The 24,584-nt window shown below is 51.4% G+C and carries 24 protein-coding genes and 1 tRNA gene; 16 read left to right on the forward strand and 9 right to left on the reverse strand.

The genetic code is table 11. The features are described from left to right. Positions 1 to 9: 9 nt before the first annotated feature. From leuB to V7676_RS02710, 4 genes are read left to right on the forward strand one after another with little or no spacing between them, the layout of a single operon-like run. Positions 10 to 1,059 carry a 3-isopropylmalate dehydrogenase gene (gene leuB, locus V7676_RS02695; RefSeq protein WP_335658119.1) on the forward strand — a complete coding sequence of 350 codons (1,050 nt, stop codon included), beginning with the start codon at positions 10 to 12 and terminating at the stop codon, positions 1,057 to 1,059. A gap of 26 nt (positions 1,060 to 1,085) precedes the next feature. After that, entirely contained in the window at positions 1,086 to 2,294 is a 1,209-nt protein-coding gene (locus V7676_RS02700; protein WP_335658120.1) for a trans-sulfuration enzyme family protein, read from the forward strand. Positions 2,295 to 2,312: 18 nt separating this feature from the next. Next, positions 2,313 to 2,711 carry a Co2+/Mg2+ efflux protein ApaG gene (gene apaG / locus V7676_RS02705; protein WP_335658887.1) on the forward strand — a complete coding sequence of 133 codons (399 nt, stop codon included), beginning with the start codon at positions 2,313 to 2,315 and terminating at the stop codon, positions 2,709 to 2,711. Next, a complete protein-coding gene (locus V7676_RS02710) occupies positions 2,708 to 3,502 on the forward strand; it encodes a LysR family transcriptional regulator (RefSeq protein WP_335658121.1) in 795 nt (264 codons plus the stop codon). Before apaG ends, V7676_RS02710 begins: the two co-directional genes overlap by 4 nt. Before the next feature lie 20 nt (positions 3,503 to 3,522). Here V7676_RS02710 and V7676_RS02715 read toward each other — a convergent pair whose 3' ends face one another. From V7676_RS02715 to V7676_RS02725, 3 genes are all read right to left on the reverse strand, one after another. Then, entirely contained in the window at positions 3,523 to 4,839 is a 1,317-nt protein-coding gene (locus tag V7676_RS02715) for a serine hydrolase (RefSeq protein WP_335658122.1), read from the reverse strand. Continuing rightward, a complete protein-coding gene (parE, locus tag V7676_RS02720) occupies positions 4,832 to 6,820 on the reverse strand; it encodes a DNA topoisomerase IV subunit B (protein ID WP_335658123.1) in 1,989 nt (662 codons plus the stop codon). Before parE ends, V7676_RS02715 begins: the two co-directional genes overlap by 8 nt. 92 nt (positions 6,821 to 6,912) lie before the next feature. Next, entirely contained in the window at positions 6,913 to 7,587 is a 675-nt protein-coding gene (locus V7676_RS02725) for a GcrA family cell cycle regulator (protein ID WP_335658124.1), read from the reverse strand. A 127-nt stretch (positions 7,588 to 7,714) separates the two neighbouring features. Between V7676_RS02725 and V7676_RS02730 the strand changes: the two genes are divergently transcribed. Beyond that, complete coding sequence (locus tag V7676_RS02730; protein WP_335658125.1) at positions 7,715 to 8,572, forward strand: ABC transporter permease; 858 nt, start codon at positions 7,715 to 7,717, stop codon at positions 8,570 to 8,572. A gap of 15 nt (positions 8,573 to 8,587) precedes the next feature. On the opposite strand, the gene hspQ is transcribed toward V7676_RS02730, so the two are convergent. From hspQ to V7676_RS02745, 3 genes are all read right to left on the reverse strand, one after another. Beyond that, positions 8,588 to 8,968 (reverse strand): heat shock protein HspQ, encoded by a 381-nt coding sequence (gene hspQ, locus V7676_RS02735; protein ID WP_335658126.1) that lies wholly within the window; start codon positions 8,966 to 8,968, stop codon positions 8,588 to 8,590. Between the two features lie 133 nt (positions 8,969 to 9,101). Then, positions 9,102 to 9,191: transfer RNA gene (locus tag V7676_RS02740), tRNA-Ser, on the reverse strand. A gap of 185 nt (positions 9,192 to 9,376) precedes the next feature. Beyond that, positions 9,377 to 9,730, reverse strand: coding sequence for a BufA1 family periplasmic bufferin-type metallophore (locus V7676_RS02745; RefSeq protein ID WP_335658127.1), 354 nt, complete (start codon positions 9,728 to 9,730; stop codon positions 9,377 to 9,379). A 155-nt stretch (positions 9,731 to 9,885) separates the two neighbouring features. On the opposite strand from V7676_RS02745, the gene tgt reads away from it, so the two are divergent. The 7 genes from tgt (at position 9,886) to xth (ending at position 17,143) form a co-directional block, all read left to right on the forward strand. Further along, positions 9,886 to 11,013, forward strand: coding sequence for a tRNA guanosine(34) transglycosylase Tgt (tgt, locus tag V7676_RS02750; RefSeq protein WP_335658128.1), 1,128 nt, complete (start codon positions 9,886 to 9,888; stop codon positions 11,011 to 11,013). Then, positions 11,010 to 13,736, forward strand: a complete 2,727-nt coding sequence (gene glnE / locus V7676_RS02755; RefSeq protein WP_335658129.1) for a bifunctional [glutamate--ammonia ligase]-adenylyl-L-tyrosine phosphorylase/[glutamate--ammonia-ligase] adenylyltransferase — start codon at positions 11,010 to 11,012, stop codon at positions 13,734 to 13,736. Before tgt ends, glnE begins: the two co-directional genes overlap by 4 nt. Then, positions 13,733 to 14,194, forward strand: coding sequence for a peroxiredoxin (locus V7676_RS02760; RefSeq protein ID WP_335658130.1), 462 nt, complete (start codon positions 13,733 to 13,735; stop codon positions 14,192 to 14,194). Before glnE ends, V7676_RS02760 begins: the two co-directional genes overlap by 4 nt. 12 nt (positions 14,195 to 14,206) lie before the next feature. Continuing rightward, on the forward strand, positions 14,207 to 15,016 hold the full coding sequence (locus V7676_RS02765; protein WP_335658131.1) for a ferritin-like domain-containing protein: 810 nt from the start codon (positions 14,207 to 14,209) through the stop codon (positions 15,014 to 15,016). 106 nt (positions 15,017 to 15,122) lie between these two features. Next, positions 15,123 to 15,824, forward strand: coding sequence for a M23 family metallopeptidase (locus V7676_RS02770; RefSeq protein ID WP_335658132.1), 702 nt, complete (start codon positions 15,123 to 15,125; stop codon positions 15,822 to 15,824). A gap of 156 nt (positions 15,825 to 15,980) precedes the next feature. Continuing rightward, positions 15,981 to 16,343, forward strand: a complete 363-nt coding sequence (erpA, locus tag V7676_RS02775) for an iron-sulfur cluster insertion protein ErpA (RefSeq protein WP_335658133.1) — start codon at positions 15,981 to 15,983, stop codon at positions 16,341 to 16,343. An 11-nt stretch (positions 16,344 to 16,354) separates the two neighbouring features. Beyond that, positions 16,355 to 17,143, forward strand: coding sequence for an exodeoxyribonuclease III (xth, locus tag V7676_RS02780; protein WP_335658134.1), 789 nt, complete (start codon positions 16,355 to 16,357; stop codon positions 17,141 to 17,143). A gap of 53 nt (positions 17,144 to 17,196) precedes the next feature. Here the strand turns inward: xth and V7676_RS02785 are convergent, their stop codons facing one another. Then, a complete protein-coding gene (locus tag V7676_RS02785; RefSeq protein WP_335658135.1) occupies positions 17,197 to 18,351 on the reverse strand; it encodes an N-acetyltransferase in 1,155 nt (384 codons plus the stop codon). Between the two features lie 190 nt (positions 18,352 to 18,541). Between V7676_RS02785 and V7676_RS02790 the strand changes: the two genes are divergently transcribed. Next, positions 18,542 to 19,669 (forward strand): fatty acid desaturase family protein, encoded by a 1,128-nt coding sequence (locus V7676_RS02790; RefSeq protein WP_442955385.1) that lies wholly within the window; start codon positions 18,542 to 18,544, stop codon positions 19,667 to 19,669. A 2-nt stretch (positions 19,670 to 19,671) separates the two neighbouring features. On the opposite strand, the gene lptG is transcribed toward V7676_RS02790, so the two are convergent. Then, complete coding sequence (gene lptG / locus V7676_RS02795) at positions 19,672 to 20,766, reverse strand: LPS export ABC transporter permease LptG (protein ID WP_335658889.1); 1,095 nt, start codon at positions 20,764 to 20,766, stop codon at positions 19,672 to 19,674. 33 nt (positions 20,767 to 20,799) lie between these two features. Further along, complete coding sequence (gene lptF, locus V7676_RS02800) at positions 20,800 to 22,011, reverse strand: LPS export ABC transporter permease LptF (protein ID WP_335658136.1); 1,212 nt, start codon at positions 22,009 to 22,011, stop codon at positions 20,800 to 20,802. Between the two features lie 125 nt (positions 22,012 to 22,136). Between lptF and V7676_RS02805 the strand changes: the two genes are divergently transcribed. Genes V7676_RS02805 through V7676_RS02815 form a run of 3 tightly spaced genes read left to right on the forward strand, consistent with a single transcriptional unit; the run spans position 22,137 to position 24,577 of the window. Then, the gene (locus V7676_RS02805) at positions 22,137 to 22,619 is read left to right on the forward strand and encodes a DUF2141 domain-containing protein (RefSeq protein ID WP_335658137.1); all 483 of its coding nucleotides are present in this window, start codon (positions 22,137 to 22,139) and stop codon (positions 22,617 to 22,619) included. A 35-nt stretch (positions 22,620 to 22,654) separates the two neighbouring features. Beyond that, the gene (locus V7676_RS02810) at positions 22,655 to 23,629 is read left to right on the forward strand and encodes a diacylglycerol/lipid kinase family protein (protein ID WP_335658138.1); all 975 of its coding nucleotides are present in this window, start codon (positions 22,655 to 22,657) and stop codon (positions 23,627 to 23,629) included. A gap of 15 nt (positions 23,630 to 23,644) precedes the next feature. Further along, a complete protein-coding gene (locus V7676_RS02815; protein WP_335658139.1) occupies positions 23,645 to 24,577 on the forward strand; it encodes a hypothetical protein in 933 nt (310 codons plus the stop codon). Positions 24,578 to 24,584: the final 7 nt, after the last annotated feature.

The raw sequence follows: 24,584 nt of genomic DNA on the forward strand, positions 1-24,584 counted from the left end.
GGAAATAACATGCATATTGCGGTGCTTGCCGGCGACGGTATTGGTCAGGAAATCATGGTGGAAGCCTTGCGCGTATTGGAGGCACTGCAATTGCCGACCCTGCGTTTGGATCATGCAGATGTGGGCGGCGTGGCGTATAAAAAACATGGTCATCCTTTGCCGCCCGAGACACTGGAATTGGTCATGGCTGCAGACGCTGTATTATTCGGCGCGGTCGGAGACCCTGATTGCGATAATCTCGAGCGTCATTTGCGTCCTGAACAAGCTGTGCTCGGACTGCGCAAGGAAATGCAGACATTTGCCAATTTGCGTCCGGCCAAAGCCTTTGCAGGACTGGAAAACCTTTCGGCTCTGAAGCCCGATATTGCAGGGGCCATTGATCTTTTGATCCTGCGCGAATTGACCGGAGATATTTATTTTGGCGAAAAAGGTCGCCGCACAACCGATGCGGGGTTGCGGGAAGGCTATGATGTCATGTCCTATGACGAGGAAGAGATTGGCCGTATTGCCCATGTCGCGTTTAAGGCAGCGCAGGGTCGGCGGAAGAAGCTTTGTTCGGTGGATAAGGCCAATGTTCTGCAAACCTCCATATTGTGGCGGGAAGTTGTGAATGAAGTGGCGGCGGAATATCCCGATGTCGAACTGAGCCACATGTATGTCGATAATGCCGCAATGCAGATGGTACGCAATCCGGGCCAGTTTGATGTCGTACTGACCGGCAATATTTTCGGTGATATATTATCCGATCAAGCCAGCATGTGTGTGGGGTCAATCGGGTTGCTCGCTTCTGCTTCTCTGGGTACCGGAACGCGTGGTCTCTATGAACCTATCCATGGTAGTGCGCCCGATATTGCGGGGCAAGGGATTGCAAACCCCTCTGCCATGATATTGTCTGTTGCTATGATGTTGCGTCATAGTTTTGATATGGAGAGCGAAGCGGTCCGCATTGAACAGGCTGTTGCAGATGTGCTTCAGCAAGGCATATTAGGGCATGACCTGGGCGGCAGCGCTACCACTCGTGAAATTGGCGATGCTGTTGTCGCGCAGCTTGCCAGCTAGGTAAAACAGAGTTTAGGATTGTTTCCATGAAAAGAGATACTGGCCAAAATCGAGAAATTACAAAGCATTGGCGCCCAGCGACCAAAGCGATCCGCAGCGGTACGATGCGCAGCGAATTTGGTGAAACGTCGGAAGCGTTATTCCTGACGTCTGGCTATGCTTATGACTGCGCGGAAGACGCGGCCGCACGTTTTAACGGCGAGCAGAGCGGTATGACCTATAGCCGTCTGCAAAATCCAACGGTGCAGATGCTCGAAGAACGCATCGCCATGATGGAAGGTTCGGAAGCTTGTCGGACAACGGCGTCCGGCATGGCGGCGATGACGGCCGCTTTGCTATGTCAGTTGGAGGCAGGCGATCATGTGGTAGCAAGCCGTGCGCTTTTTGGATCTTGCCGCTGGTTGACCGACAGCTTGCTGCCCAAATTTGGTATCGAAACGACGGTCATTGATGGTCGGGAACTGGGTAATTGGGAAAAGGCGATTACGCCAAAGACGAAAGTCTTCTTTTTTGAAACACCTGCCAATCCGACGATGGACGTCATTGATATGCGCGCTGTTTGCGGTCTAGCAAAGGCGAAGGGCATTACCAGCGTTGTCGACAACGCCTTTGCAACCAATGTGCTTCAACGGCCCATGGAATTTGGTGCTGATGTTGTCGCCTATAGCGCGACGAAAATGATGGACGGGCAGGGCCGTGTTCTGGCTGGTGCTATTTGTGGTACGGAAGAGTTTATCGAGGGAAGCTTGCTGGCCTTCACTCGCAATACGGGGCCAACGCTTAGTGCCTTTAATGCCTGGGTTGTATTGAAGGGACTCGAGACTCTCGACCTTCGTATCCGCAAACAGAGTAATAATGCTATCGAAGTGGCCAAGTTTTTAGAGCAGCGAGTAGAGAAAATATTGTGCCCGGGGCTGCCTAGCCACCCTCAACATAATCTGGCGATGAGTCAGATGGAAGCGGCGGGACCGATATTTTCGCTCTATGTCGGCGGCGGACGGAAAGAGGCTCATGCATTGCTTAATGCATTGAATCTTATCGATATTTCTAATAACATCGGGGATAGCCGTTCGCTTATGTGCCATCCTTCATCGACCACCCATCATGGGCTGGGTGAAGAGGCGCGATTGGAAATCGGGATTAGCGAAGACATGCTACGGATTAATGTGGGACTGGAAGACTCCATCGATCTGATCGAAGATTTGGATCAGGCTCTTTCGTCTATCGGTCTTTGAGGCTAGTGTAAGATGATGATGGAATCATTCTTCCCATTTGCAGAAACTACCGATGGTGTAACCGTCAGGGTTTCGGTGACATTTTTGCCGGAGCAGTCCGACATTGACGGTCTACGCTGGTTTTGGGCCTATCACATCCGTATCGAGAATGGGCGCGATAGCGCGGTCCAATTACTGACAAGGCATTGGCGTATTTCTGATGCCCGTGGAGGTTTGCATAAAGTCGACGGTGAGGGTGTTATTGGAGAGCAGCCGATTATCCAGCCGGGAAAATCGCATGATTATGTATCTGGTTGCCCCCTCAACACGCCTAGCGGCGCGATGGCCGGACATTTCGTGTTTGTCGGCGTGGAGCCGGATGCTTTTGAAGTCCGAATACCCAACTTCCCTCTTACCGCCCCTACAGTAGAACAATGAAGCGGACCCATTTACCGCTAAACGGGCTTCGTGTGCTCGATGCCGCAGCGCGGCATCTCAGCTTTACGCGGGCGGCCGATGAACTTGCTGTTACGCCTGCGGCTGTGGGGCAACAGATCAGGGCGCTAGAGGATATGCTGGGCGTGGTTATGTTTCGGCGTACGCCTAAAGGTTTGGAATTGACGGATGAAGCGGCTGCGGGCCTTGATGCGCTGCGGTCAGGCTTTTTAGAATTTGAAGATGCTGTGCGGGCGATGCAGGCGGGGCAATCCTCGCATAAATTGACGATAGCGGCGCCGCGCGATTTGACCGCGAAATGGCTCAATGCAAAGCTTGCCCAATTTTCTAAGGATAATGAGGGCGTTAGTTTTGCATTGGTTGCATCTGAATGCGGCGCAGATTTTACGGAAGCTAATTTGGATGTCGCCATCGGGCTGACCGATGGTCCCGGTGATAATGAAGGCGTTATTTTAGGCGACACGATGTTCGTTAAAGTCGCTGCACCAGGCGGAAAAGCGGGACCAAAAATTGACTGGCCCGGCTGCCCGATTTCTGAAGGCGAAGAAACATTGATGCGGGTCGCCGATGGCGGTCTTGCTATTGAAGCGGCAGCCAATGGTTTTGGCCATGCATGGGTTCCGAAAATGCTGGTACAACAGGATTTGAAGGACGGCCGCGTCGAAATAATCGGGGAGGATAGTAAATCCACCCGCGGTTATTGGCTCGTCGCACCGCTTCCCCAATGGCGGCAGAAAAAAGTAAAGGCGTTCGTCGCCGCATTGTCGGAATAGACTTTGCTGAAAGCGATGATTTAACGCGCGGCGGTTAGATTCAATAACCGGTTCATCATGGATATAAACTTGGTGGCATCTACCGGAATCTGGTTATTATTCCAGCTTCCCGAAACAGCATAAGTCTTGCCGGAGTGGGACTCCGTCAAAAATGCAAAGGATATGACGCCGGGTTCAGACCCGCCTTTCGCTCCGATAACAACCCACCGCAAGGCATCTCCCGGCGGTATGATCGGGTTGATTTTCAATATGTCACGAACTACCGGATCGCCGGTTTTAGCAATATAGTGCAACAGCTTGCTGATATCAGCAGGCGAAGCAAACCATTCGATCGTGTCGATATGCAGCGGCTTGTTGGCAAGATTGGATATGGATACCGAGGGCAAATCCAAACGGTCTTGTTTCGTTTCAATCAGCCTTTGTTGTTCATCTTCGGAAGCGGCAACAAAAGCTTCGCGAAGATCGTCATTGGCCGGCATTTTAAGCGCGAACATTTCCAATGTTGTGAGCAATGGTATTGTTTTTGCGGATTGCGCATGACCTGTAAGCCGCAACATTTCTTCAATATTCTTGCGGCCGAGGGCATTTATCAGGATATCGGTTGCGCTATTATCGCTGATCGAGATCATCAATGTTGCAAGTGTTTGCAGCGTAAGCGGCGCGCCATCGGGCCAATTTTGAAGTACGCCGGAAGGCAGGGATTTGCGGTCCAACGTAACGACATCACTCCACCTGTGTTCCTTCGCCGCTATGCTGCGCGACAGCTCTGCTAATATATAAAGCTTGAACGTCGATCCAATCGCCAATTGCTTGTCTGCATGGAAAGCAGCGACCGTCTGGATTTTTGCACCCGACAAGTCGGCAATCTGGAAACTGGCAATGCCCGGCAGGTCACGAAATTCCTCCGTGATTTTCTGTATGCTATCACTATTTATATTCGCTCCGGTGACTTGCAGGCCGATAACGGGATGGGGAGCGTTGCTATCCAAGACCATCCGCATGGCAACAATGGCTTTGGTATAACTTATCTCGACCGTACCGTCTGTGTTGCTTGCCGGGATAATTCTTCTGATGCTGACGGGCTGGCCATATTGGATGTTGATTTGGCTTAGAAAATTACGGAACTGGGTCAGCGGGACCGCATCTAAAAACGAGCTTGCGAAGAAACTTTCTTCCTTCTGCGAGCCTTTCAAAATTTCCAGCAATTTATCTGCGCGGCTCTGATATTCAGAAGAAACAGGCGAAATTTGGACGGTCTGTGCATAAGAAGGCGCAGAAAAAGCAGAGGTTAGAACAAACGCTGCGATGATCCAGAATCGGCTAGGCCGGTTAGGCATCAATCGCCTCTTCATCAAGGCTGGCCGCATTTTGCTGAATGAAATTAAAACGGTGTTCCGGGTTTTTGCCCATTAAGCGGTCCACAAGATCCTTAACAGCTGCGCGGTTTTCATATTCCTGCGGCAATGTTACTCGGAATAGCGACCGGGTCTCAGGGTCCATGGTGGTTTCTTTCAGCTGGCTGGGATTCATTTCACCCAGACCTTTAAAGCGGCTGACTTCCACTTTCTTGCCTTTAAACGGACCATTTTCAATGACGGCACGCGCTTTATCATCTTGTGCATAGAGGCTCTTACCACCAGCAGTCAGGCGATAAAGCGGTGGACGGGCAAGGAATAAATGCCCTTGCCGGACCAGTTCCGGCATTTCCTGAAAGAAATAAGTCATTAAAAGCGTTGCGATATGTGCGCCATCGACATCAGCATCCGTCATGATAATCACGCGCTCATAGCGCAAATTGTCGGGATCGCAGTCTTTTCGAACGCCGCATCCCAAAGCCAACGTCAGATCGGCAATTTCGGAATTGGCAAAAATCTTGGCGCTATTGGCCGATGCCACGTTCAGGATTTTACCGCGTATCGGCAAGATCGCTTGCGTCTTGCGATTGCGCGCTTGTTTGGCAGAGCCACCAGCACTGTCACCTTCGACGATGAACATTTCTGTGCCCGCCGGATCATTGCCGGAACAATCGGTAAGCTTGCCGGGCAGCCGCACTTTGCGGCCGCTTGTCGCAGTTTTGCGTTTAACTTCGCGCTCGGCTTTGCGTTTTAGCCGCTCGTCCATCCGTTCCATGACAAAGCCCAACAGTGCTTTGCCGCGATCCATATTGTCGGTCAAGAAATGGTCAAAATGATCTCGCACGGCATTTTCGACAAATTTCGATGCTTCTGGCGAAGTCAGCCGGTCTTTGGTCTGGCTCTGGAATTGCGGTTCGCGAATGAACACAGAGAGCATCATCTCCCCGCCCGAAATAATATCATCAGCGGTGAGTTGCGATGCTTTCTTGAGTTGTACGAGTTCACCAAAAGCTCGCAGACCTTTAACAAGCGCATTGCGCAGGCCGGTTTCATGGGTGCCGCCATTGGGCGTAGGGATAGTGTTGCAATACCAGCTATAGCTGCCATCGGTCCAAATCGGCCAAGTGATCGCCCATTCAACACGGCCAGCGCTATCAGGAAAATCCTGACGACCGGCAAAGAAATCTGTTGTAACGCATTCACGGCCGCTCAGCTGTTCGCGGAGATGGTCCGATAGGCCGCCCGGAAATTGAAAAACCGCTTCGGCAGGAACATCATCGCTGGCTTGCTCGGCATCGCATTTCCAGCGTATCTCGACACCCGCATAGAGATAAGCCTTTGACCGGGCCATTTTGAACAAGCGGGACGGTTTGAATTTATTACCTTCACCAAAAATCTCTGTATCCGGAATGAAAGAGATGCTTGTACCGCGACGGTTCGGCGTGCTGCCAACTTCTTCCAGTTTTGATACCGCGATACCTTGGGAAAAGGACTGGCGGTAAATGGTCTTGTTACGCGCCACTTCAACGACGGTATCGGATGATAAGGCGTTGACTACGGAAACACCAACGCCGTGCAGACCGCCGGACGTTGCATAAGCTTTGTCGGAAAATTTACCGCCGGAATGCAAGGTCGTCATAATGACTTCTAGCGCCGATTTACCCGGAAATTTGGGATGGGCATCGACGGGAATTCCGCGACCGTTATCCGTAACCGTTAAACGGTTTTGGCTATCAAGAGTGATCTCGATACGATTGGCATGGCCCGCAACGGCCTCGTCCATGCTGTTATCGATAACTTCCGCCGCCAAGTGGTGGAGGGCGCGTTCATCTACGCCGCCAATATACATGCCGGGGCGTTTGCGGACAGGTTCCAAGCCTTCCAATACCTCAATAGCAGAGGCATCATATTCACCAGGCTTCGAAGTGGTAGGCGGATCAGCGCCAAAAAGATCATCGGACATGATGATCCTATAAGAGCGTGGGAGTCAGACTGGCAAGAGGCTTATTGGGCCTCTTGCCAAATGGTCTGTAAAATATTCTGCTATAGGTCGGATTAGCGGACTCTTGGGCCGCCAAAAGGTAAGGGTGGTGGCGCACGCCGCGCACCGCGTGGCAATTGCGCCTGAAATGCCCGGCCGCAATGTTCTACACAATATGGGAAACCGGGGTTCACTTCTACGCCGCAAAAATGGAAATCCGGTTCACCGGGGTGATTCATCGGCCAGCGACAAATTTTGTCGTTCAGATCGAGCAAACTTGTCTTGTCGGCAATTTCATCACTGGGTTTCGCGGGAACCAAGCGCCGCGGTGGTGCGGGCGGGATCGGTGCCTGTTGATCGCCAGGGCCTTGGCGCAAAAAGCCGCCGGGGCCAACTGAAACGATTTTCGGGCCGTCGGTCCGTGGTACTTTTGATTGTTGCGCAGCATGGGTGCGTGCAGCCGGTGTTGGCGGCGGCATCGCACGGCGTGCAACATGTTCTTCTTTTTGTTTAGGCTTTTTGGTTTCTTTGACCGGCACTTTTTTCGGTTTGACCACCGGCTTCTCGCCTTTCGCGGTCTTCGCTTTCGCTTTTACCGGAGATGGACGGGACTTCAGGCCGAGGCGATGGGCTTTGCCAATCACCGCATTCCGGCTGACGCCGCCTAGCTCTTCAGCAATTTGGCTTGCTGTCAGGCCTTTTTCCCACATCTGTTTCAAATGATCGATACGTTCGTCGGTCCAAGCCATGCAAAATCCTAATTAATTCCAATATCCAACTCAATATAGGCCGGATGGCCATAAATTCAATCAGACATAATATGGGGCAGCAAATATTAGTTGTGATTGCCGCCGCTAGCCGATAGGCGAAAAGCCTATGTTAGACCAGCCTAAAAATAGTGAAGCCGATCAGACCGCTTTTATAGCGCCAACCTATGCAGAACCGGGGGTGGCGGTTATCCGTGGTGTTAATTGGAGCGGCTTTTTCGCGCTCTATTGGAAAGAAGTGCGCCGCTTTTTCAAAGTGCAGCTGCAAACTGTCTGGGCGCCCGCAATTACGACTTTGTTGTTTCTGGTGATTTTTACCGTTGCTCTGGGCAGGGGAGGTAGCACCGTTATGGGTGTGCCTTTTGCTGATTTTATCGCGCCGGGACTAATCTGTATGGGGATGCTACAAAATGCATTTGCAAATAGCAGTTTTGCGCTGTTGGTGGGCAAAATTCAGGGTACGATTGTAGATTATCTCATGCCACCCTTGTCTGTCGGTGAGCTCTTGGCTGGATTGGTCGGGGCAGCGGTAACGCGGGCGTTTCTGGTGGGCTTTGCCGTTTGGGCTGCCATGGCGTTATGGCCTGGGGTTGATGTCAGTATCAGCCATTGGTGGGCCGTCCTCTGGTTCGGCTTCATGGGGTCTTCCATGCTCGCTCTACTGGGTGTGCTAACATCAATATGGGCAGAAAAATTTGACCATTCTGCAGCGGTAACTAATTTCGTTGTCGCTCCAGCCGCCTTGCTGTCGGGCACTTTTTACTCAATCGATCGATTGGCCCCGACATTTCAGGCAATAAGCCATGCTAATCCCTTTTTCTACGCCATTTCCGGTTTTCGGTACGGTTTTCTTGGAGAAGCCGATTCGCCGGTGATAGTTGGCTCTTTCGTGCTGTTAGGCATCAATGTCGCTTTGACAGCCTTATGCTATATCTTGCTGAAAAAAGGCTGGAAGATTAAGTCATAGCCTTTTGTACGGGCTCTAGTGCCGGTGAATGGAGTGGAGCTGGTATTTACCGCCATTGACCGATTTGAACATCCGTCCGACTTCGGGATGCATCACGGGTTCTCCGCTATCATCTTCGAGCAGATTCTGTTGGCTGACATAAGCGACATAGCTGCTGTCGGCATTTTCCGCCAATAGATGATAGAAAGGCTGATCCTTGGAAGGCTGTAAGTCTTTTGGAATGGCGTCATACCATTCATCGCTATTGGCAAATACCGGATCAATATCATAGATGACGCCGCGAAAATCAAACAGACGATGTTTCACGACATCGCCAATTGTGAAATCGGCTCTGAGAACCGCAGGTGTGTCCTTTGGCAACGGATTATTAGATGATATATGTTTGGTTTGTACCATATACGTAATTTAGTCAGTTATCGGATAGATGCAAGCGTAAGCCGTTTGTTTGTGGTCTGTGTGTCTTGGTTGGGAAATTACAGGCCATGGTTTTCGCGCGCGGCTTGTTCGGCGTTTATGGATTTTATGTCAGTGGAGGTGCGTTAGGGATTCGAACCCTAGATACCATCGCTGGCATACCGCATTTCGAGTGCGGCGCTTTCGACCACTCAGCCAACGCACCTCATTGACGGGGCAGCGTGTAGCGATCATATCGAAACCCTGCAACCCATATCAGGGGGTAGTAGGGACTTGGAAATATTCCTCGGGGTATGAACAAGGCCAAGTTCGAACAATATCGCCATATGGTACCATAAAAAAGGGCGACTCCATCGGAACCGCCCTTTCAAAATCTGATATGTTGAACGCTTAGCTTTCGCTAGCAACCACGGGAACCGGCGCATCATTGTCGGCCACTTCGGTCAACGAACCACCCTGTGGCTCACATTCGCCTGCTTCGGTATATTTCCAAGCGTTGCCCTGATAATCGACAACGGCTGTTCCGGCGCAGGTCGTACCTTCGCCAGCGGCGCAATCATTTTCGCCCGCTTTGGCGATGCCGAAACATTTTTCTTTATCTGCCGCAACCACTTCGGTGACTTCTTCGGCGCTGGCGGTTTCCGCGCCTTCGGTTGCTTCGTTAGCGCCGCCGGAACAGGCCGACAAAGCTGCCGCCGCGATGAGTGCGGTTGCGGCTGAACCCAGGTTCATTGTCATTGTCATAATATTCTCCCGATTTTGGTCTTTGAAAAGTTGTTACCATCCTGCACAGTTAATGAGGGATTCGTACAGAACGACCCTTTGGTTACACCATAAGGGAAAAAAGGCAAAATTCTGTCTCTTTTCGGACCTTATTTATTTGATTGGGACAAATTTTAATGGCCGAACGTTTTTCTTTTTCGATCGCCGCCACCGATGGCAAGGCGCGTACGGGAAAAATCACGATGCAGCGCGGGGAAATCCGCACTCCCGCTTTTATGCCGGTGGGAACAGCCGCGACGGTGAAGGCGATGAAGCCGGAAACTGTCCGCAAAACCGGCGCAGATATTATATTAGGCAATACCTATCATCTGATGCTGCGTCCCGGAGCGGAGCGGGTGGCGAAACTTGGCGGATTACACAAATTTATGAATTGGGACCGGCCGATACTGACAGACAGCGGCGGGTATCAGGTAATGAGCCTGACTGATCTCACCAAGATGAGCGAGAATGGTGTGGAGTTCAAAAGCCATTTGGACGGATCGCGCCATATGCTGACGCCGGAACGGTCGATGGAAATTCAACGCCTTCTGGGCAGTGATATTGTGATGGCCTTCGACGAATGTACCAAAAATGGTGCGACGCGTGAGGAAGCGGTGCTTTCGATGGAACGATCGATGCGCTGGGCAAAACGGTCCCGTGATGGTTTTGACAGTGGGAAGGAACATGCCGCAAAAGCTGCGCTCTTCGGTATTCAACAGGGATCACTGGACAAAGATATTCGCGAAGCATCGGCCAAAGCACTGATCGAAATTGGCTTTGACGGCTATGCCATAGGCGGCTTGGCCGTTGGGGAAGGGCAAGAGGCGATGTTCGGTGTTCTGGACTATGCCCCGGATCAATTGCCAGCCGACAAGCCGCGCTATCTGATGGGAGTAGGCAAGCCCGATGATCTGGTGGGCGCGGTTGAGCGCGGTGTCGATATGTTCGATTGCGTACTGCCAAGCCGGTCAGGCCGGAATGGCCAAGCATTTACGGCAACCGGGCCGATCAATATTCGCAATGCGCAATTTGCCGAAGATCTGGAGCCATTGGATGAGGCCTGCGCCTGTTCTGTATGCCAAACCTATAGCCGAGCTTATCTACACCATCTGATTCGCTCAAAGGAAATATTGGGGGCGATGTTAATGACGGAGCATAATATTTCTTTTTACCAATCACTTATGGCAGGTATGCGAGAGGCTATAGCACAAGGCGCTTTTGCTGCCTTTGCCGATAAATTCCGCCGGAAATATCTCGGGCAATGATACAGGGCCTGCCTAAACCCACCAGTCTGCAAGATGCAATCAAGCGCGCGCAAAATAATGCGCCCTATCTCGCCATGGCTATGGAGATACAGCCGGAACTTAAGGCTTTGCTGTTGGGTGAGGATTTAAGTGCGGCTTTTGCTTTTGTAAAAGACGCTGGCCTCGGGGCTGAAACTGTACGCCAAAAACTAAGGTGGGAAAAGCGAGCATTGGCGCTGACACTGGCGGTGGGGGATTTGGCCGGACAGCTTAGCCTGACCGACGTCATTACACAGCTGTCCGATTTTGCCGACCGTGCGCTTGAGGAGGCTTTGGCAGATATATATGCCACCCGCTATCCTGATGCTGATCCGTCGGGTTTTGCCGTCATCGGGCTGGGCAAACATGGCAGCCGGGAACTCAACTATTCCTCCGATATCGACCCGATTTTTCTTTATGATCCAGACAAAATCCCGACGCGTGGCCGTGAAGAGCCGAGCGATTCTTCGCGCCGTATAGGCCAGCAATTGGTCGATGCGCTTAATGCCCGCGATGCTGACGGCTATGTCTTTCGCGTTGATATGCGACTGCGGCCCTCGCCAGAAGTGAGCCCGGTAGCGCTGCCGATAGATGCGGCGATCAGCTATTATGAATCAAGCGCTTTGGCATGGGAGCAGGCGGCGTTTATCCGCTCGCGCTTTGCTGCCGGTGATGCCGAGCTTGGACGCTATTTTTTGGAAACTATCAATCCGTTTATCTGGCGGCGTTCCCTGGATTATGGAGCTATTCGCAATATCGGTGCGGTGTCCGTACAAATTCGGGATCATTACGCCGCGGGTCAAAAATTCGGACCTGGCTATGACCTGAAACGCGGGCGGGGCGGGATCAGAGAAGCGGAATTTTACGCGCAAATGCATCAGTTAATCTATGGTGGCCGCGAACCGGCGCTGCGGGTGCCAGCAACAAGGGACGCCTTGCGCGAACTGGCTGATGCGGGGCGGATCAATGCAGGCTATGCTAAGACTTTGGCTGAATCCTATGAGCTTTACCGGGTGATTGAGCATCGCCTGCAAATGATCAATGATCAGCAAACCCACAGCCTTCCGGACGATAGTGCCGGGATGGACAGGGTAGCACGGCTGCATGGGCTGAACCAAGGGACGGGCCTGCTGGATTTAATAAAGACGCCTGTTGAATCGCTCGGTGTGATTTATGACGAACTGATTGCTTCTGATGATAGTAGCGCGCTCCCGAAATCGGATCAGGCGTTAGAAGCAGCGCTTGAGAGCCGCGGCGTTACACACACCGGCATTTTTGTGGAAAAAATCAAACGCTGGCGGAGCGGTAAAGTAACGGCCTTGAGAAGCACGGCTGCGGTCGAATCTTTTGAGGCAGTTCTACCCGATATGATCGAAGCTATTGCCGGAGCGCCAGATCCACAACAGGCGCTAACTCGGTTGGATGGTCTGATCGACAAGCTGCCGACAGCGATTAACTTTTTCCGCATGTTAGAGGCGCGGCCAGCGCTACGGGAAATGCTTGGCCGGATATTGAGTCATGCGCCGGTATTAGCGGACGAATTGGCCCGCAGAACGGAATTATTCGAAGGGTTGATCGATGCAACCGCATTGGATTTGCCGCCGTGCGTCGAGGAACTAGCGGTGCAGTTTGCACGGCGCGAAGATGGTGATGATTATCAGATGCTGCTCGACCGGGTACGCGCGCGGGTCGGCGAAAAACGGTTTGCCCTTGGCACGCAGTTGATTGAGTCGCGCCACGATCCATTGGCCATTGCTGCGGGATATGCCCGCGTCGCGGAGGCGGCTATTCAGGTGTTGACCGACGCCACGATTTCAGAATTTGAAACAGTCCATGGCAAGGTTGCTGGCAGCGAAATATTAATCCTCGCATTGGGCAGATTGGGCGGGGAGGCTTTGACTCATGCCTCTGACCTGGATCTGATATTTCTGTTTACGGGTGACCATAGTGCTGAATCGGACGGACGGCGTCCCTTGGGGGGTACACAATATTTTAATCGTCTCGCCCAGCGAATTGTCGCGGCCCTGTCAGTGCCAACGGCTGCCGGACCGCTTTATGAGGTGGATACACGGCTCCGGCCCTCTGGTGCGCAGGGGCCAATGGCTGTGACGTTGGAAAGCTTTTATAAATATCAGAATGAAAGCGCGTGGACTTGGGAGCATATGGCATTGACCAGAGCCCGACCTGTCTATGGCAGCGTTAAGGCGCGCGATCAGTTGCAGAGCCAGATTAAAACCATATTGCAGAAGGAAAAAGAGCCGGAAATCTTGCGTAAAGCCGTGCGTAAGATGCGGCTGGATATTGTCGAGCACAAACCACCAAAAGGACCATTAGATACCAAGCTTATGGAAGGCGGGCTAGTGGACTGGGAGTTTATCATTCACTTCCTTCAGCTGAAAACCGGGGATGCGTTGTACCCGCAATTGGACAAGGCCGCACTGGGATTGGCCGCCGCGGGGCATCTAAATGAAAATATGGTCGCTGCGCATGAACTCATGTCCCGTTTGCTTGTCGCATTGCGGCTAATGTCGCCGACATGCGATTATCCGGCGGAAACAAGTCGAGAGCTTATCGCCAAAGCGGCCGGCCAAGAAAGTTGGGATGCTCTGTTAAGCGGGTATGATGTGGCTCGCCAATGCGTTATCGACGAGTGGAATCGGCACTTGCGGCCGGACCCCGATGAAATATTAGGAGATATTATATGATAGATGTTGGCGATAAAATGCCGGACATGGACTTGACCGCCCCCGATGGTAGCACAGTGAAATTGTCTGACTATCGCGGCAAGAAGCTCGTTCTTTTCTTCTATCCTAAAGCCAGTACACCGGGATGCACGACGGAATCGAAGGACTTTTCCGCACTATTGCCGCAATTTGAAAAGGCCGGAGCTGCTGTGCTGGGCATGTCTGCAGACAGCCCGAAGCGTCAGCAAAATTTTATCACCAAACAGGAATTGACCGTCGATATTGCGTCGGATGAAAGCACTGCATTTCTTGAAAAAATAGGCGTTTGGGCCGAAAAGAAAATGTACGGCAAAACCTATATGGGCATTATTCGGTCGACCTTTTTAATCGGGCCGGATGGCATGGTACTTCAGGCTTGGCCAAAAGTTAAGGTCAAAGGTCATGCGGAAGAAGTACTGGCCATAGTTCAGGCTGCATAGGCGCGCCAGAAAATGACTGTCGTTGGAACCATGCACTCGTCTGCGGGCGAAGCGATCCGACACGTTCTTATGATGCCAGATCCTGCGACAAAGGTCATGGCTGCGCGTCTTGCCACCAGACAGTGGCGTAAGGGCATATTGACGGCGGATTTTAGCACTGAAATGCCGGATGTCCCCGCACGTCCTGCACGGCCGGAATTGTTGCGGCCCGGACAAATGCCCAGAAGAGGCAAGGGGACATCTGTCACAAAACGCATAGCATTAATTCATGCCTTGGCTCATATCGAATTTGTCGCCATCGATCTGGCATTTGATATGATCGGGCGTTTCGGCGCTGAATTTCCGCGTGAATTTGCAGATGACTGGTTTCGTGTAGGCGCAGAAGAAGCAATGCATTTCGTTTTGCTTGAGCGACGGTTGCGCGAGATGGGCAGTTTCTATGGAGCATTACCAGCCCATGATGGTCTTTGGGATACGGCGAAAGAAACAGCATATGATGCCTCTGCGAGATTGGCCATTGTCCCGATGGTACTAGAGGCGAGAGGACTGGATATCACGCTCGATACGGTTGCGCGCTTTGAAGCGCAGGGTGATCCGTTCACCGCAAAAGTTTTAAACCGCATATATCATGACGAAATAAATCACGTCTTTTTTGGAACCAAATGGTTTGAGTGGTGTTGTAATAGGCAACAAAGCGATCCTTATCGCCACTGGAAAAATCTTGTAAAAACCCACTTTCGAGGCGGGTTAAAGCCTCCATTCAACGACTCAGCGCGCCTTGCTGCCGGTCTGACCCAAGAATATTATCTTGGTATTGAATAATTAACCAAAATAAACTTACTTCGAGTCTCAGAGACGGGGGACAGACATTCTGTCAAAAATTAGGACCAAGGTTTTTTGGTTCCCAGTAGCAGGACTCGATCAGTATATGACCGATAGCGTAGTAGGATTGTTTCAGAGCGTTGTGAAAAAAGTCACAACAGTCGCGATTTTTGGATCAGCAATGATTTTTTCTTCCACCGCGATGGCCGCTGCTGCGGATGATGCCGGACTTCCGGTAGATGCATTGAAAAATGCGGCTTCCGGACCCGATAATATATTGGGTGAAGCCGATCCTGCTTTTCGTCTACTTTTTAACAGCTGGTCGGGGCAGGGAAAAGCCGCTCCTGTCAAGCTGACCATTCCATCACGTAAACCCGTTGAAAATTTTAAGCTGACCAGTTCTTACGGCTTTCGTTCTGACCCTTTCCAAGGTCGCCGTGCCCGTCACAAGGGTTTGGATATGGCTGGCCCTATCGGTACGCCAATCTATGCAACAGCTGATGGTATTGTCGGCCGGTCTCAATGGGTTAATGGCTATGGCAATTATATTGAAATCAACCATGGTAACGAAATTCAGACTCGCTACGGCCATATGTCTCGTTTGAACGTGGCAGCTAATACGCGCGTTAAGAGCGGTGATCTTATCGGCTTCATGGGCTCCACGGGGCGTTCGACCGGTAGCCACCTTCATTATGAAGTGCGTATTGCTGGCGAAGCGGTTAATCCCATACCTTTCATGCAATCAGGCGATTTTCTTTTGGCTCAAAAAGCTACTCCCGGTGCTGCTTTAGGTGGACCTGCGGAATAATTTAGTCTAAACAAGACACACCTTTGGGAGAGGGTGCTCTAAGGGATCGATGATGCTGAAACGCTGATCGGTCCTTTTTTTTGCCTGAATCAATTTTCGACGCTTTTTCTCTCGGCTTCTTTTGACACTGTGCTGCACAGTCCCTATCTTAAGAGCATGACCCAGACCGTCCAAACTTCCGAACAAGAAATCGGTCAGGATATTTTCCTGACTAGCAATGCTGCGAAACGTGTGGCAGCTATTGCCGAAAAGCAAGCTAAGCCAGCGATATTGCGTTTGTCAGTAGAGGGCGGGGGATGTTCCGGTTTCCAATATCGCTTCGGTTTAGCCGAACAAATCGAACCAGATGATATCGCGGTAATAGAGTCCGGCGTAACTCTGGTCGTTGATGAAATTAGCCTTGACCTTGTCCGTGGTAGTGCCGTTGATTTTGTCGAATCTCTGGGCGGCAACGCGTTTCAGGTTACAAATCCCAATGCTGCATCCGGTTGTGGTTGCGGTTCCAGCTTTTCCATCTGATCGCGCCATCAATGAGAATCGCTAGTTTCAATATTAATGGTATAAAAGCTCGCCTGCCGCGCTTGTTGGAGTGGCTCGAAGAGACCAAGCCGGATGTTGCCTGTTTGCAAGAAATTAAAACGCAGGATGAAGGTTTTCCAGCCGCCGAGTTTGAGAAAATCGGCTATGGTGCGATTTGGCACGGGCAAAAAAGCTTTAACGGCGTTGCCATTCTAACCAAGGATCAGCAACCCGAAGAGATTAAGCGCGGTCTTGACGGGGAACCTGAGGATGAACATAGCCGCTATCTTGAGGCAAATGTCAAAAACCTTAATGGCGAAACCGTGAGGGTGGCGAGCATTTACCTGCCCAATGGTAATCCGCAACCGGGCCCCAAATTTGATTTCAAACTGCGTTGGATGAAGCGGTTGCGCGACCGTGCGGCGGAAATTTGGCAAGAGGAAGTTCCTGCCGTCCTTGCAGGGGATTATAATGTTATTCCTCGCGACAATGATGTGTTCTTGGTCAAAGCAATGGAAAATGACGCTTTAATGCAGCCCGAAAGCCGGGAGGCATATCAGCGTATTTTGCATGATGGTTGGACCGATGCGCTAGGAGTCATCTATCCCGCCGGTAAAATCTGGACCTATTGGGATTATCGCAGCGGCGGTTGGCAGCGAGATCAGGGATTTCGGATCGATCACCTGCTGCTTAGCCCCTTGGCGGCAGACCGGCTGCATAGTTGCGGAGTTGATAAAGAGCATCGCGGACGGGAAAAGGCCAGCGACCATGCGCCGACGTGGGTTGAACTGAGCCTCTAACCCATTTTCAATGCGTCATACTGATTTTTGATAATCTTTTACCGATAAACCGATCAGATCGCTTTTTCATATAGCGTATAGACCCGGTTCACCTTGGATTCGATGGCATCGGCAATCGCGACCATCCCTTGATTATCTTCCAATACCCAGCCCAGCTCTCCGCGGACAGCGCCATATTTGGATACGGCTTCGCGCCGGATATATTCGATCATCATAAACGCCATCTGGCTAGCGATCCGGCTGTTTTGAAATTCCTTGATCACGCCCATTAGCGGCACGCGCATGGTCGGGGATTTTGGAAATTTTAGCCACCATAGCAATTTGGCCCAGTTAAACGGCAGCAAACTACCATTCATACCTTTGAGCCGGTCATTAAGATCGGGCAGTGTCATCAAGAAAGCAACTGGCTTGCCTTCGAGTTCTGCGATCATGATGAGGTCTTCATAGACTATCGGTTTAAGCTTCACACTGACATGGGCGATTTCATGGTCGGTTAGCGGCACAAAGCCCCAGTTGTCCGACCACGCATCATTAAGGATGTTCATGATGATTTTTGCATCGCGGTCAAAATGCGATTTATCGACCTTGCGCAGCTTGAGTTTCCTATTGCGTTCTCCAGATTTGACAATCCGGTCAATCAGCGGCGAAAACCCATCTACAATGGGTAGATCATAGGTGATCAGCTCTTTGGCGCTTTTATAACCTTCAGCCTCGATCCAGCGTTGATACTCGGGCTTATTATGGCCCATCATCACGGTCGGACTATGATCGTGACCGGTTGTTAGCAAGCCGGGTTCATCCCAGATTGATAGGCTAAGCGGTGCAATGACACGGTGCATGCCTTGCGCTTTTAGCCATTTCTCGGCTCTTTCGATCAGGCTTGTCGTAACTGCTTCATTGGCCGCTTCCAACATGCCCCAGTTGCCGGTGCCTGCTCCTAGGCCCTTTTCTACCGGTTGTTCAAGCGCCAGATGGTCAATATGCGCGCTGATACGGCCAACCGGCTTGCCGTCTTGGCACGCGAGGAAAAGCTGAACGGTGGCATGTTCGAAAAACGGATTTTTCTTTGGACTGAGCAGCGCATAGACTTCGGATTTGAGCGGCGGCACCCAATGAGGGTCGTCAGCATTAAGACGATAGGCCAGTTCCACAAATTTCTTAAGCTGGCCCTTGGTCGAAACAGCTTCTATGATTATATGCGATGACACTGTAATGATTGCACCTCTTGAGCAGATATTTGCACTAAGCTTTGCGGTTCTGTGGCGGTAATCGGGTCAATATGTCAAGCGCTCGAAACTGCCTTGTCGATGCCGCAGATCAGTTTGATAAACCATAGCAATGCCATTATCTCGCCACGATGTCCTGCTGTATATTGCCCTATAGAGAAGACAGGAACTTATGAACGCTACATCCCCTCAGGCTAAAGACGCCAATATGTTAAAGGACGCCGTTGTTGCAAAGGCGGCGAAAATCGCAGCTTTTGATGATAACGAGCTAATCCGCACTGCGGCAAATGTAACGCGTGACCTGAACGTTGTGCGCCCTGCGATCTATTGGACCGATTTGCTGACCTCGGCCCTGATTGGATATGGTGCGATGGTTGCCGCGATCATGGTCGATAGCATCGGTCTGGCCATTTTGGCGGGAATCATTTCGGTTCTGGCACTTTATCGTGCGGGCAGCTTCATTCATGAGCTTACCCATATTCGGCGCGGGTCCTTGCCGGGTTTCCGGTTCGTATGGAACGCCTTGATCGGTATTCCGCTATTGTTACCGTCCTTCATGTACGAAGGGATTCACAATCTCCATCATGCCCGTACACGCTATGGCACGGTCGAAGATCCTGAATACTTGCCGCTGGCTCTGATGAAGCCTTATACAGTGCCACTTTTTGTATTGGTGTCCGCTTTGGCTCCGGTCGGTCTATTCATTCGTTATGCGTTGCTGGCACCGCTGTCAGCAGTGATCCCGCCGCTACGCAGAGTAGTTGTCGAGCGTTATTCCGGTTTGATAATAAACCCCGAGTTTCGTCGTCGCGCGCCCGAAGCTGAGTTTAAGAAAATATGGTATGCGCAGGAAATAGCGGCGACCGTTTGGGCGATAGGATTATTGATGGCTGTGGCGGTCGGTTTTCTACCGATGAGGGCCTTTTTGATCGCGGTGGCAATTGCAGCGGGTGCGGTGGTGCTCAACCAAATCCGTACTTTAGTGGCGCATTTGTGGGAAAATGACGGTGATGTGATGAGCGTGACCGAACAATATCTTGATAGTGTCAACGTCCCGCCGCCAGGATTTTTGCCTGCTTTATGGGCGCCTGTGGGGCTGCGCTATCATGCGTTGCACCATTTGCTACCCGGTGTGCCTTATCATGGCTTGGGTGAGGCGCATCGCCGTATAACCCAAGCGCTTCCAAAGGATTCGACCTATTATCGCGCCAATCATACCGGTTTGTGGGGGCTTGTTGCTGGGCTGGTTCGGGGAAGCTCTGGTCATGCCGCATCGGCGCAACCGAGCATAACCGGTTAAGTCTATTCTTCGGTTCTGATTAATACCGTTTCGCCAATCAGGAAGAAGAGCATGAATGGTGCCCATGCGGCCAATATGGGCGGATAAGCACCGATAGTGCCCATGGCGAGCGAGAAATTGTCCGCCACAAAATAGGCGAAACCCAAGGCCATGCCGAGGACGGCACGAACGAATAATTGCCCGGATCGGGCGAGTCCGAATGCGGCAACCGCGCCTAGCAGAGGCATCAATATTGACGATAACGGGCCGGAAATTTTGTGCCACAGGCTAGATTCCAACCCCATTGTCGGGCGGCCTGCTTCTTTCAATTCAGCTATTGCTGATTGAAGTTCCATGAAGGAAAGTGCCTCGGCATTCACATTGGCAAGGGTGAACTGATCGGGACGCAAAGCCTTGCCGATCGTAATGCTGTCTTTTTGCTCTTCGGTACCGGTAACCACGTTAAATCGTGTCACGCCTGTCATCGTCCACGAAGATCCGGTGAACCGGGCTTCTTTGCCCTGCATCAGGCTACGTAAACTATTATCGACGCGGTCGTAGATTGTGATATCCCGCAAAATCACATCATTACCGCTTCCGATCACTGTTTTTGCGTTGACCAGACTATTGCCGTCCCGGACCCATATATTGGTCCGCACGTTGCTGGCTTCGGGTATTGGTCCATATTCCACTTTTTCCCATGCTGATAGCCGGGCTGTCGCGGGAGCCACAACAATTTCATTATACAGGAATGATATAATGGCGACGAGCATGCTGGCGATGATCAGCGGTGCCAGAATTTGGTGCGCGGATAATCCGCCTGCTTTCATCGAGATGACTTCGCTATTTTGGTTGAGCGTGGCAGCGGTAATGATGGTACCCAGCAATACCGCAAAGGGCAGGAAGCGGGCGACTAATTGCGGCGCTCGCAAAGTAACATAGGTCCATAATTCCCCTTGCCCATTGCCTTCTTGTGCTAGAATGCGTCCGCTTTCGCCGAGCAGATCCAGAGCTTGTAGCACCAGTACCAGCATTGCCAGCACAGCGAAGGTGCGAAGCATCAGCATTTTCGCCATGTAAATGGCCAATGTCCGCGATGGGAAAAAATCCATGGCTATGAGTCTCCGTTCATCGGGTTTTGGGTTGAGCGGTTATTCCCGGACATCGGCACGCTTTCGGCTAAAATTAAGTATGCTTTTGAACACACCACCAAATTTTGAAAAGGCCTTTTCTAGCGCTGCAATAGGCTGCCCGCCAGGGACATGGGCGACGATATAGTACATCCAGATGATCAGGCCGCTAAACATTAAAAACGGCAACCATAGGGCTATTACGGGTTCAACTATGCCCAATGCGCCGAGATCTTCGCCATATTGGTTAATCTTGTGATAAGTGACAATCATCACGATTGAGACGAAGACACCCAATGCCGAATTGGATCTTTTGGGCGGTATCGCCAAAGCCACGGCCAAAAGCGGCATGAGCAGCATCATCACAACTTCTACCATGCGGAAATGGAAATTTGCTATGCTCTGGTTCCGTTCGTTTAACGGACGCGCGCCATCCAGTCCGACACGGACCAGTTCCGGAATTGTATATTCCAGATCTTTGCCGCCTCTTGATCGAAAGGCTTCTATATCGGGCAGATCAATTGGTAAATCATGGCTGCTAAAGCTCAAAATACGGGGCTTTTTATATTTGGGGGAATCATGGATTAAAACGCCTTGCGACAAACGCAATATTATCGTGTCGGGATCATCGGTTGCCAAAAACTGTCCACTCTCTGCAGTGACTGACATAACTTGCCCAGATTTACTCTCGGCCCGCACAAACATGCCGTTTAATTTTGTGCCATTATCGCGGCTTTCCTCGATCCGCATCGTCATTCTTGAGCCCAAATTGGTAAATTCGCCGACCTTGATCGATGCGCCCAACGCACCGGACCGCAGTTCAAAGCGCAATTCCTCGTAATAATAGCGCGACAAGGGTTGGATGAAGCCGACAAGCGCGAGATTGACCAGCATCAGCGCGACGGCAAACATATAGGGAACCTTTAAAAGGCGGCCATAACCCTGACCCACAGCCCGAAAAACATCTAGCTCCGAACTAAGCGCAAGCTTGCGGAAAGCCAGTAATATGCCCAATAACAGGCCGATCGGAATGCCGAGCGAGAGATATTCCGGCATCAGATTTGCAAGCATCCGCCACACGACGCTAACCGGGCCGCCTTCCGCTGCAACAAAATCGAACAGACGCAGCATTTTTTCGAGCACCAGCAACATTGCCGCGATCACAAGCGTGCTAATCAGCGGAACAGCGATCAATCGGGCGATGTATCGGTCGGTAGAACTAAATAATTTCAACTTATAGTCGCCCTCTCACCATGTTTCTGCCGCAAATCATTCCCATAACCATAATTATATCAGGGGGCTGATTCTCTATCCGCAGCAGTTTGAACGCGGGTATAACGACTAGGAGTATTTTCGTCATGTTGAAATTTGCTGCGTCTCTTGCGCTTTCAACCGCCCTTTTGGCTGTGCCTGTATCTGCGTCTATCGCAGGACAGAAAATATCCAACGACCTGAGCAAGTGCCGGAGTGGCAATGGGCCAGCGGTGTTGGTGAATTTAAGCGGTGTTAAATCCTCATCCGGAAAAATCCGCGTGCAACTCTATCGTGGTACTAAGGCGGAATGGCTGAAAAAAGGCGCGTGGATCAATCGTATTGAAACGCCCGCTAAAGCCAATGCCATGGCCATTTGTGTGCCAGTTCCATCCAGCGGAACCTACGGGATCGCTGTGCGCCACGATATGAATAGCAATGGCAAGACCGACATTAGCAAGGATGGTGGCGGCATGTCGAACAATCCAAGCATCAATATTTTTAACTTGGGTAAGCCCGGTTACGAGAAGACCGCTTTTCCAGTGGGTAATGAAGTGAAGTCGATCAATATTGAGATAAAATATCTGTAACGGGCAGATATTACTAAGGAACGGGCAATTAAATAATGGCCAATGTAGCGCTGCTTTCTAATCCAAATTCTACGGGAAACCGCGCGATATTGCCGGAAGTGCGTTCTTATTGCGCAAAGAACAGCGATGTTTTTCATTATGAAGTCGACGATGTTGATGAAATAACCAAAGCGTTAGAGACAATAGCCAGAGTGAAGCCGAAAGTGTTGGTCATCAATGGCGGTGACGGCACAGTGCAGGCAGCCTTGACGGAATTATACCAAGGCGGGCATTTCGGAGACAATCCTCCGCCAGTTGCCGTCTTGCCCAATGGTAAAACCAATTTAATTGCATTGGATCTGGGCGCGGAAGGCAATCCTTTAAAGGCGCTGGAGCGGATTGTTGAAATGGCCAAGCATGATTTGCATGAGCATCTGGTCAACCGTGAACTGATTGCATTGTCTGATGGTAGTAAGGATAGTAAAGTCGTTCTAGGCATGTTTCTCGGCGGTGCGGGATTGTCGGAATTCATCCTTTATTGTCGGAACAAGATTTATCCGCTCGGTTTGCCCAATGCGGCTTCCCATATATTGACTGTTTTTGCCGCATTAGCCTCGGTATTATTCGGCATACGCGCGAAATTTCTGCCCAACCTGCCATCACCGATCAGCATTTCACTGATCAGGAAGGGTCAGTATCAGGGTAATTTCGCTATTGTAATTGTGACGACGCTCGAAAAACTATTGTTGATGCGCCGGCTGACAAGGGCCGCCGGTAACCCCGGGCGCCTGCAATTCATGGCGATTGACCAGAAACCAGCGGCCTTGGTCCGTTTCATGATTTCTGTGCTATTTGGCCGATTGGGAAAATCGGTCCAAAAAGGCATCCATCTGGAACAAGGTGACATGATTCGCATCGAAGGCAAGAATAGCAATGTCGTGATGGACGGCGAATTATTCTTTGCACAAGAAGGCCAGCCAATTGTTTTGAAATCAACCAAACCGGTGTCTTTCCTTCGCCTCGCTGCTTAGGCTATCATATAGCGAGTGAGCGACCTTAAACATCTGATCGAAGCGGAGCTGGCAGAGCCGGTTGAACCGCGCGTGGCCGCTTTCGCAGCGTCTATTGCGGTGCAATATGGCAATGCCTCCCGCGCCGTATTATTTTACGGATCATGCCTACGGACCACAGAGCTGGAAGGGCAGATGCTCGATTTTTATCTGATCGTCTCCTCTTATGAGGCGGCCTATGGAAAAAGCTGGCTGGTGGGCGCGAACAAGCTGTTGCCGCCGAATGTATTCCCGGCCGAAAATGACGGCCTGATCGCCAAAATCGCAGTGTTAAGCGAAGCAGATTTTCACCAGTTAAACCGACGCGAAGCCAGCGCCGTCAGTGTCTGGGCCCGTTTCGCCCAACCGTCACGGATGCCTTGGTTTGCGGATGAAGCGGCGCGCCAAGCCGTGATTGAGGCGATAGAAGGCGCGCCGGTTACGTTGTTGAACGGCGCTTTGGCTCATGCCGACGAACTGGAGCAGCCGGTATCGCTCCCGCAGTTGTGGGAAAAAGGGTTTGCCTTGACCTATGGTGCGGAATTAAGGGCCGAACGCAAAGGGCGTTCGCAATCGGTGATCGCCTTTGCCCCCGACCGTTATGAAGAATTTGGTTTAGCGGTAATTGGACAGACCGCTATTGCCGCGAAATTACTGGATGGCAAGGTTATGATAGCCACTGGTCAGGAAAAGCAGATAGCGGCAGAGAAAAACCGTTGGCCCCGATTGCGCCGCAACGGCAAGTTGCTCACGTTGGCGCGCTTGGCCAAGGCATCAGGCACTTATGCTGGCGGCATTGATTATCTTGCGTGGAAGATAAACCGCCATGCCGGAACGGATTATGTAATTAAGCCATGGCAGCGAAAATGGCCGATATTGGGCGCACTCACGATGTTACCGCGCTTAATAGCGGGCGGGGCGATTAAATAGTCGCTAC

It is taken from the genome of Parasphingorhabdus sp. (assembly GCF_036963805.1).
Classification (GTDB): domain Bacteria; phylum Pseudomonadota; class Alphaproteobacteria; order Sphingomonadales; family Sphingomonadaceae; genus Parasphingorhabdus.

Bases quoted from the DNA above. Each gene is read 5' to 3' on its own strand.
- V7676_RS02730 (WP_335658125.1), top strand. From the start codon at position 7,715: ATGTTAGACCAGCCTAAAAATAGTGAAGCCGATCAGACCGCTTTTATA.
- glnE (WP_335658129.1), top strand. From the start codon at position 11,010: ATGATACAGGGCCTGCCTAAACCCACCAGTCTGCAAGATGCAATCAAG.
- V7676_RS02710 (WP_335658121.1), top strand. From the start codon at position 2,708: ATGAAGCGGACCCATTTACCGCTAAACGGGCTTCGTGTGCTCGATGCC.
- V7676_RS02725 (WP_335658124.1), bottom strand. From the start codon at position 7,587: ATGGCTTGGACCGACGAACGTATCGATCATTTGAAACAGATGTGGGAA.
- xth (WP_335658134.1), top strand. From the start codon at position 16,355: ATGAGAATCGCTAGTTTCAATATTAATGGTATAAAAGCTCGCCTGCCG.
- V7676_RS02790 (WP_442955385.1), top strand. From the start codon at position 18,542: ATGAACGCTACATCCCCTCAGGCTAAAGACGCCAATATGTTAAAGGAC.
- V7676_RS02760 (WP_335658130.1), top strand. From the start codon at position 13,733: ATGATAGATGTTGGCGATAAAATGCCGGACATGGACTTGACCGCCCCC.
- V7676_RS02805 (WP_335658137.1), top strand. From the start codon at position 22,137: ATGTTGAAATTTGCTGCGTCTCTTGCGCTTTCAACCGCCCTTTTGGCT.
- V7676_RS02715 (WP_335658122.1), bottom strand. From the start codon at position 4,839: ATGCCTAACCGGCCTAGCCGATTCTGGATCATCGCAGCGTTTGTTCTA.
- V7676_RS02810 (WP_335658138.1), top strand. From the start codon at position 22,655: ATGGCCAATGTAGCGCTGCTTTCTAATCCAAATTCTACGGGAAACCGC.
- V7676_RS02745 (WP_335658127.1), bottom strand. From the start codon at position 9,730: ATGACAATGACAATGAACCTGGGTTCAGCCGCAACCGCACTCATCGCG.
- parE (WP_335658123.1), bottom strand. From the start codon at position 6,820: ATGTCCGATGATCTTTTTGGCGCTGATCCGCCTACCACTTCGAAGCCT.
- erpA (WP_335658133.1), top strand. From the start codon at position 15,981: ATGACCCAGACCGTCCAAACTTCCGAACAAGAAATCGGTCAGGATATT.
- V7676_RS02770 (WP_335658132.1), top strand. From the start codon at position 15,123: ATGACCGATAGCGTAGTAGGATTGTTTCAGAGCGTTGTGAAAAAAGTC.
- apaG (WP_335658887.1), top strand. From the start codon at position 2,313: ATGGAATCATTCTTCCCATTTGCAGAAACTACCGATGGTGTAACCGTC.
- tgt (WP_335658128.1), top strand. From the start codon at position 9,886: ATGGCCGAACGTTTTTCTTTTTCGATCGCCGCCACCGATGGCAAGGCG.
- V7676_RS02765 (WP_335658131.1), top strand. From the start codon at position 14,207: ATGACTGTCGTTGGAACCATGCACTCGTCTGCGGGCGAAGCGATCCGA.
- leuB (WP_335658119.1), top strand. From the start codon at position 10: ATGCATATTGCGGTGCTTGCCGGCGACGGTATTGGTCAGGAAATCATG.
- V7676_RS02700 (WP_335658120.1), top strand. From the start codon at position 1,086: ATGAAAAGAGATACTGGCCAAAATCGAGAAATTACAAAGCATTGGCGC.
- hspQ (WP_335658126.1), bottom strand. From the start codon at position 8,968: ATGGTACAAACCAAACATATATCATCTAATAATCCGTTGCCAAAGGAC.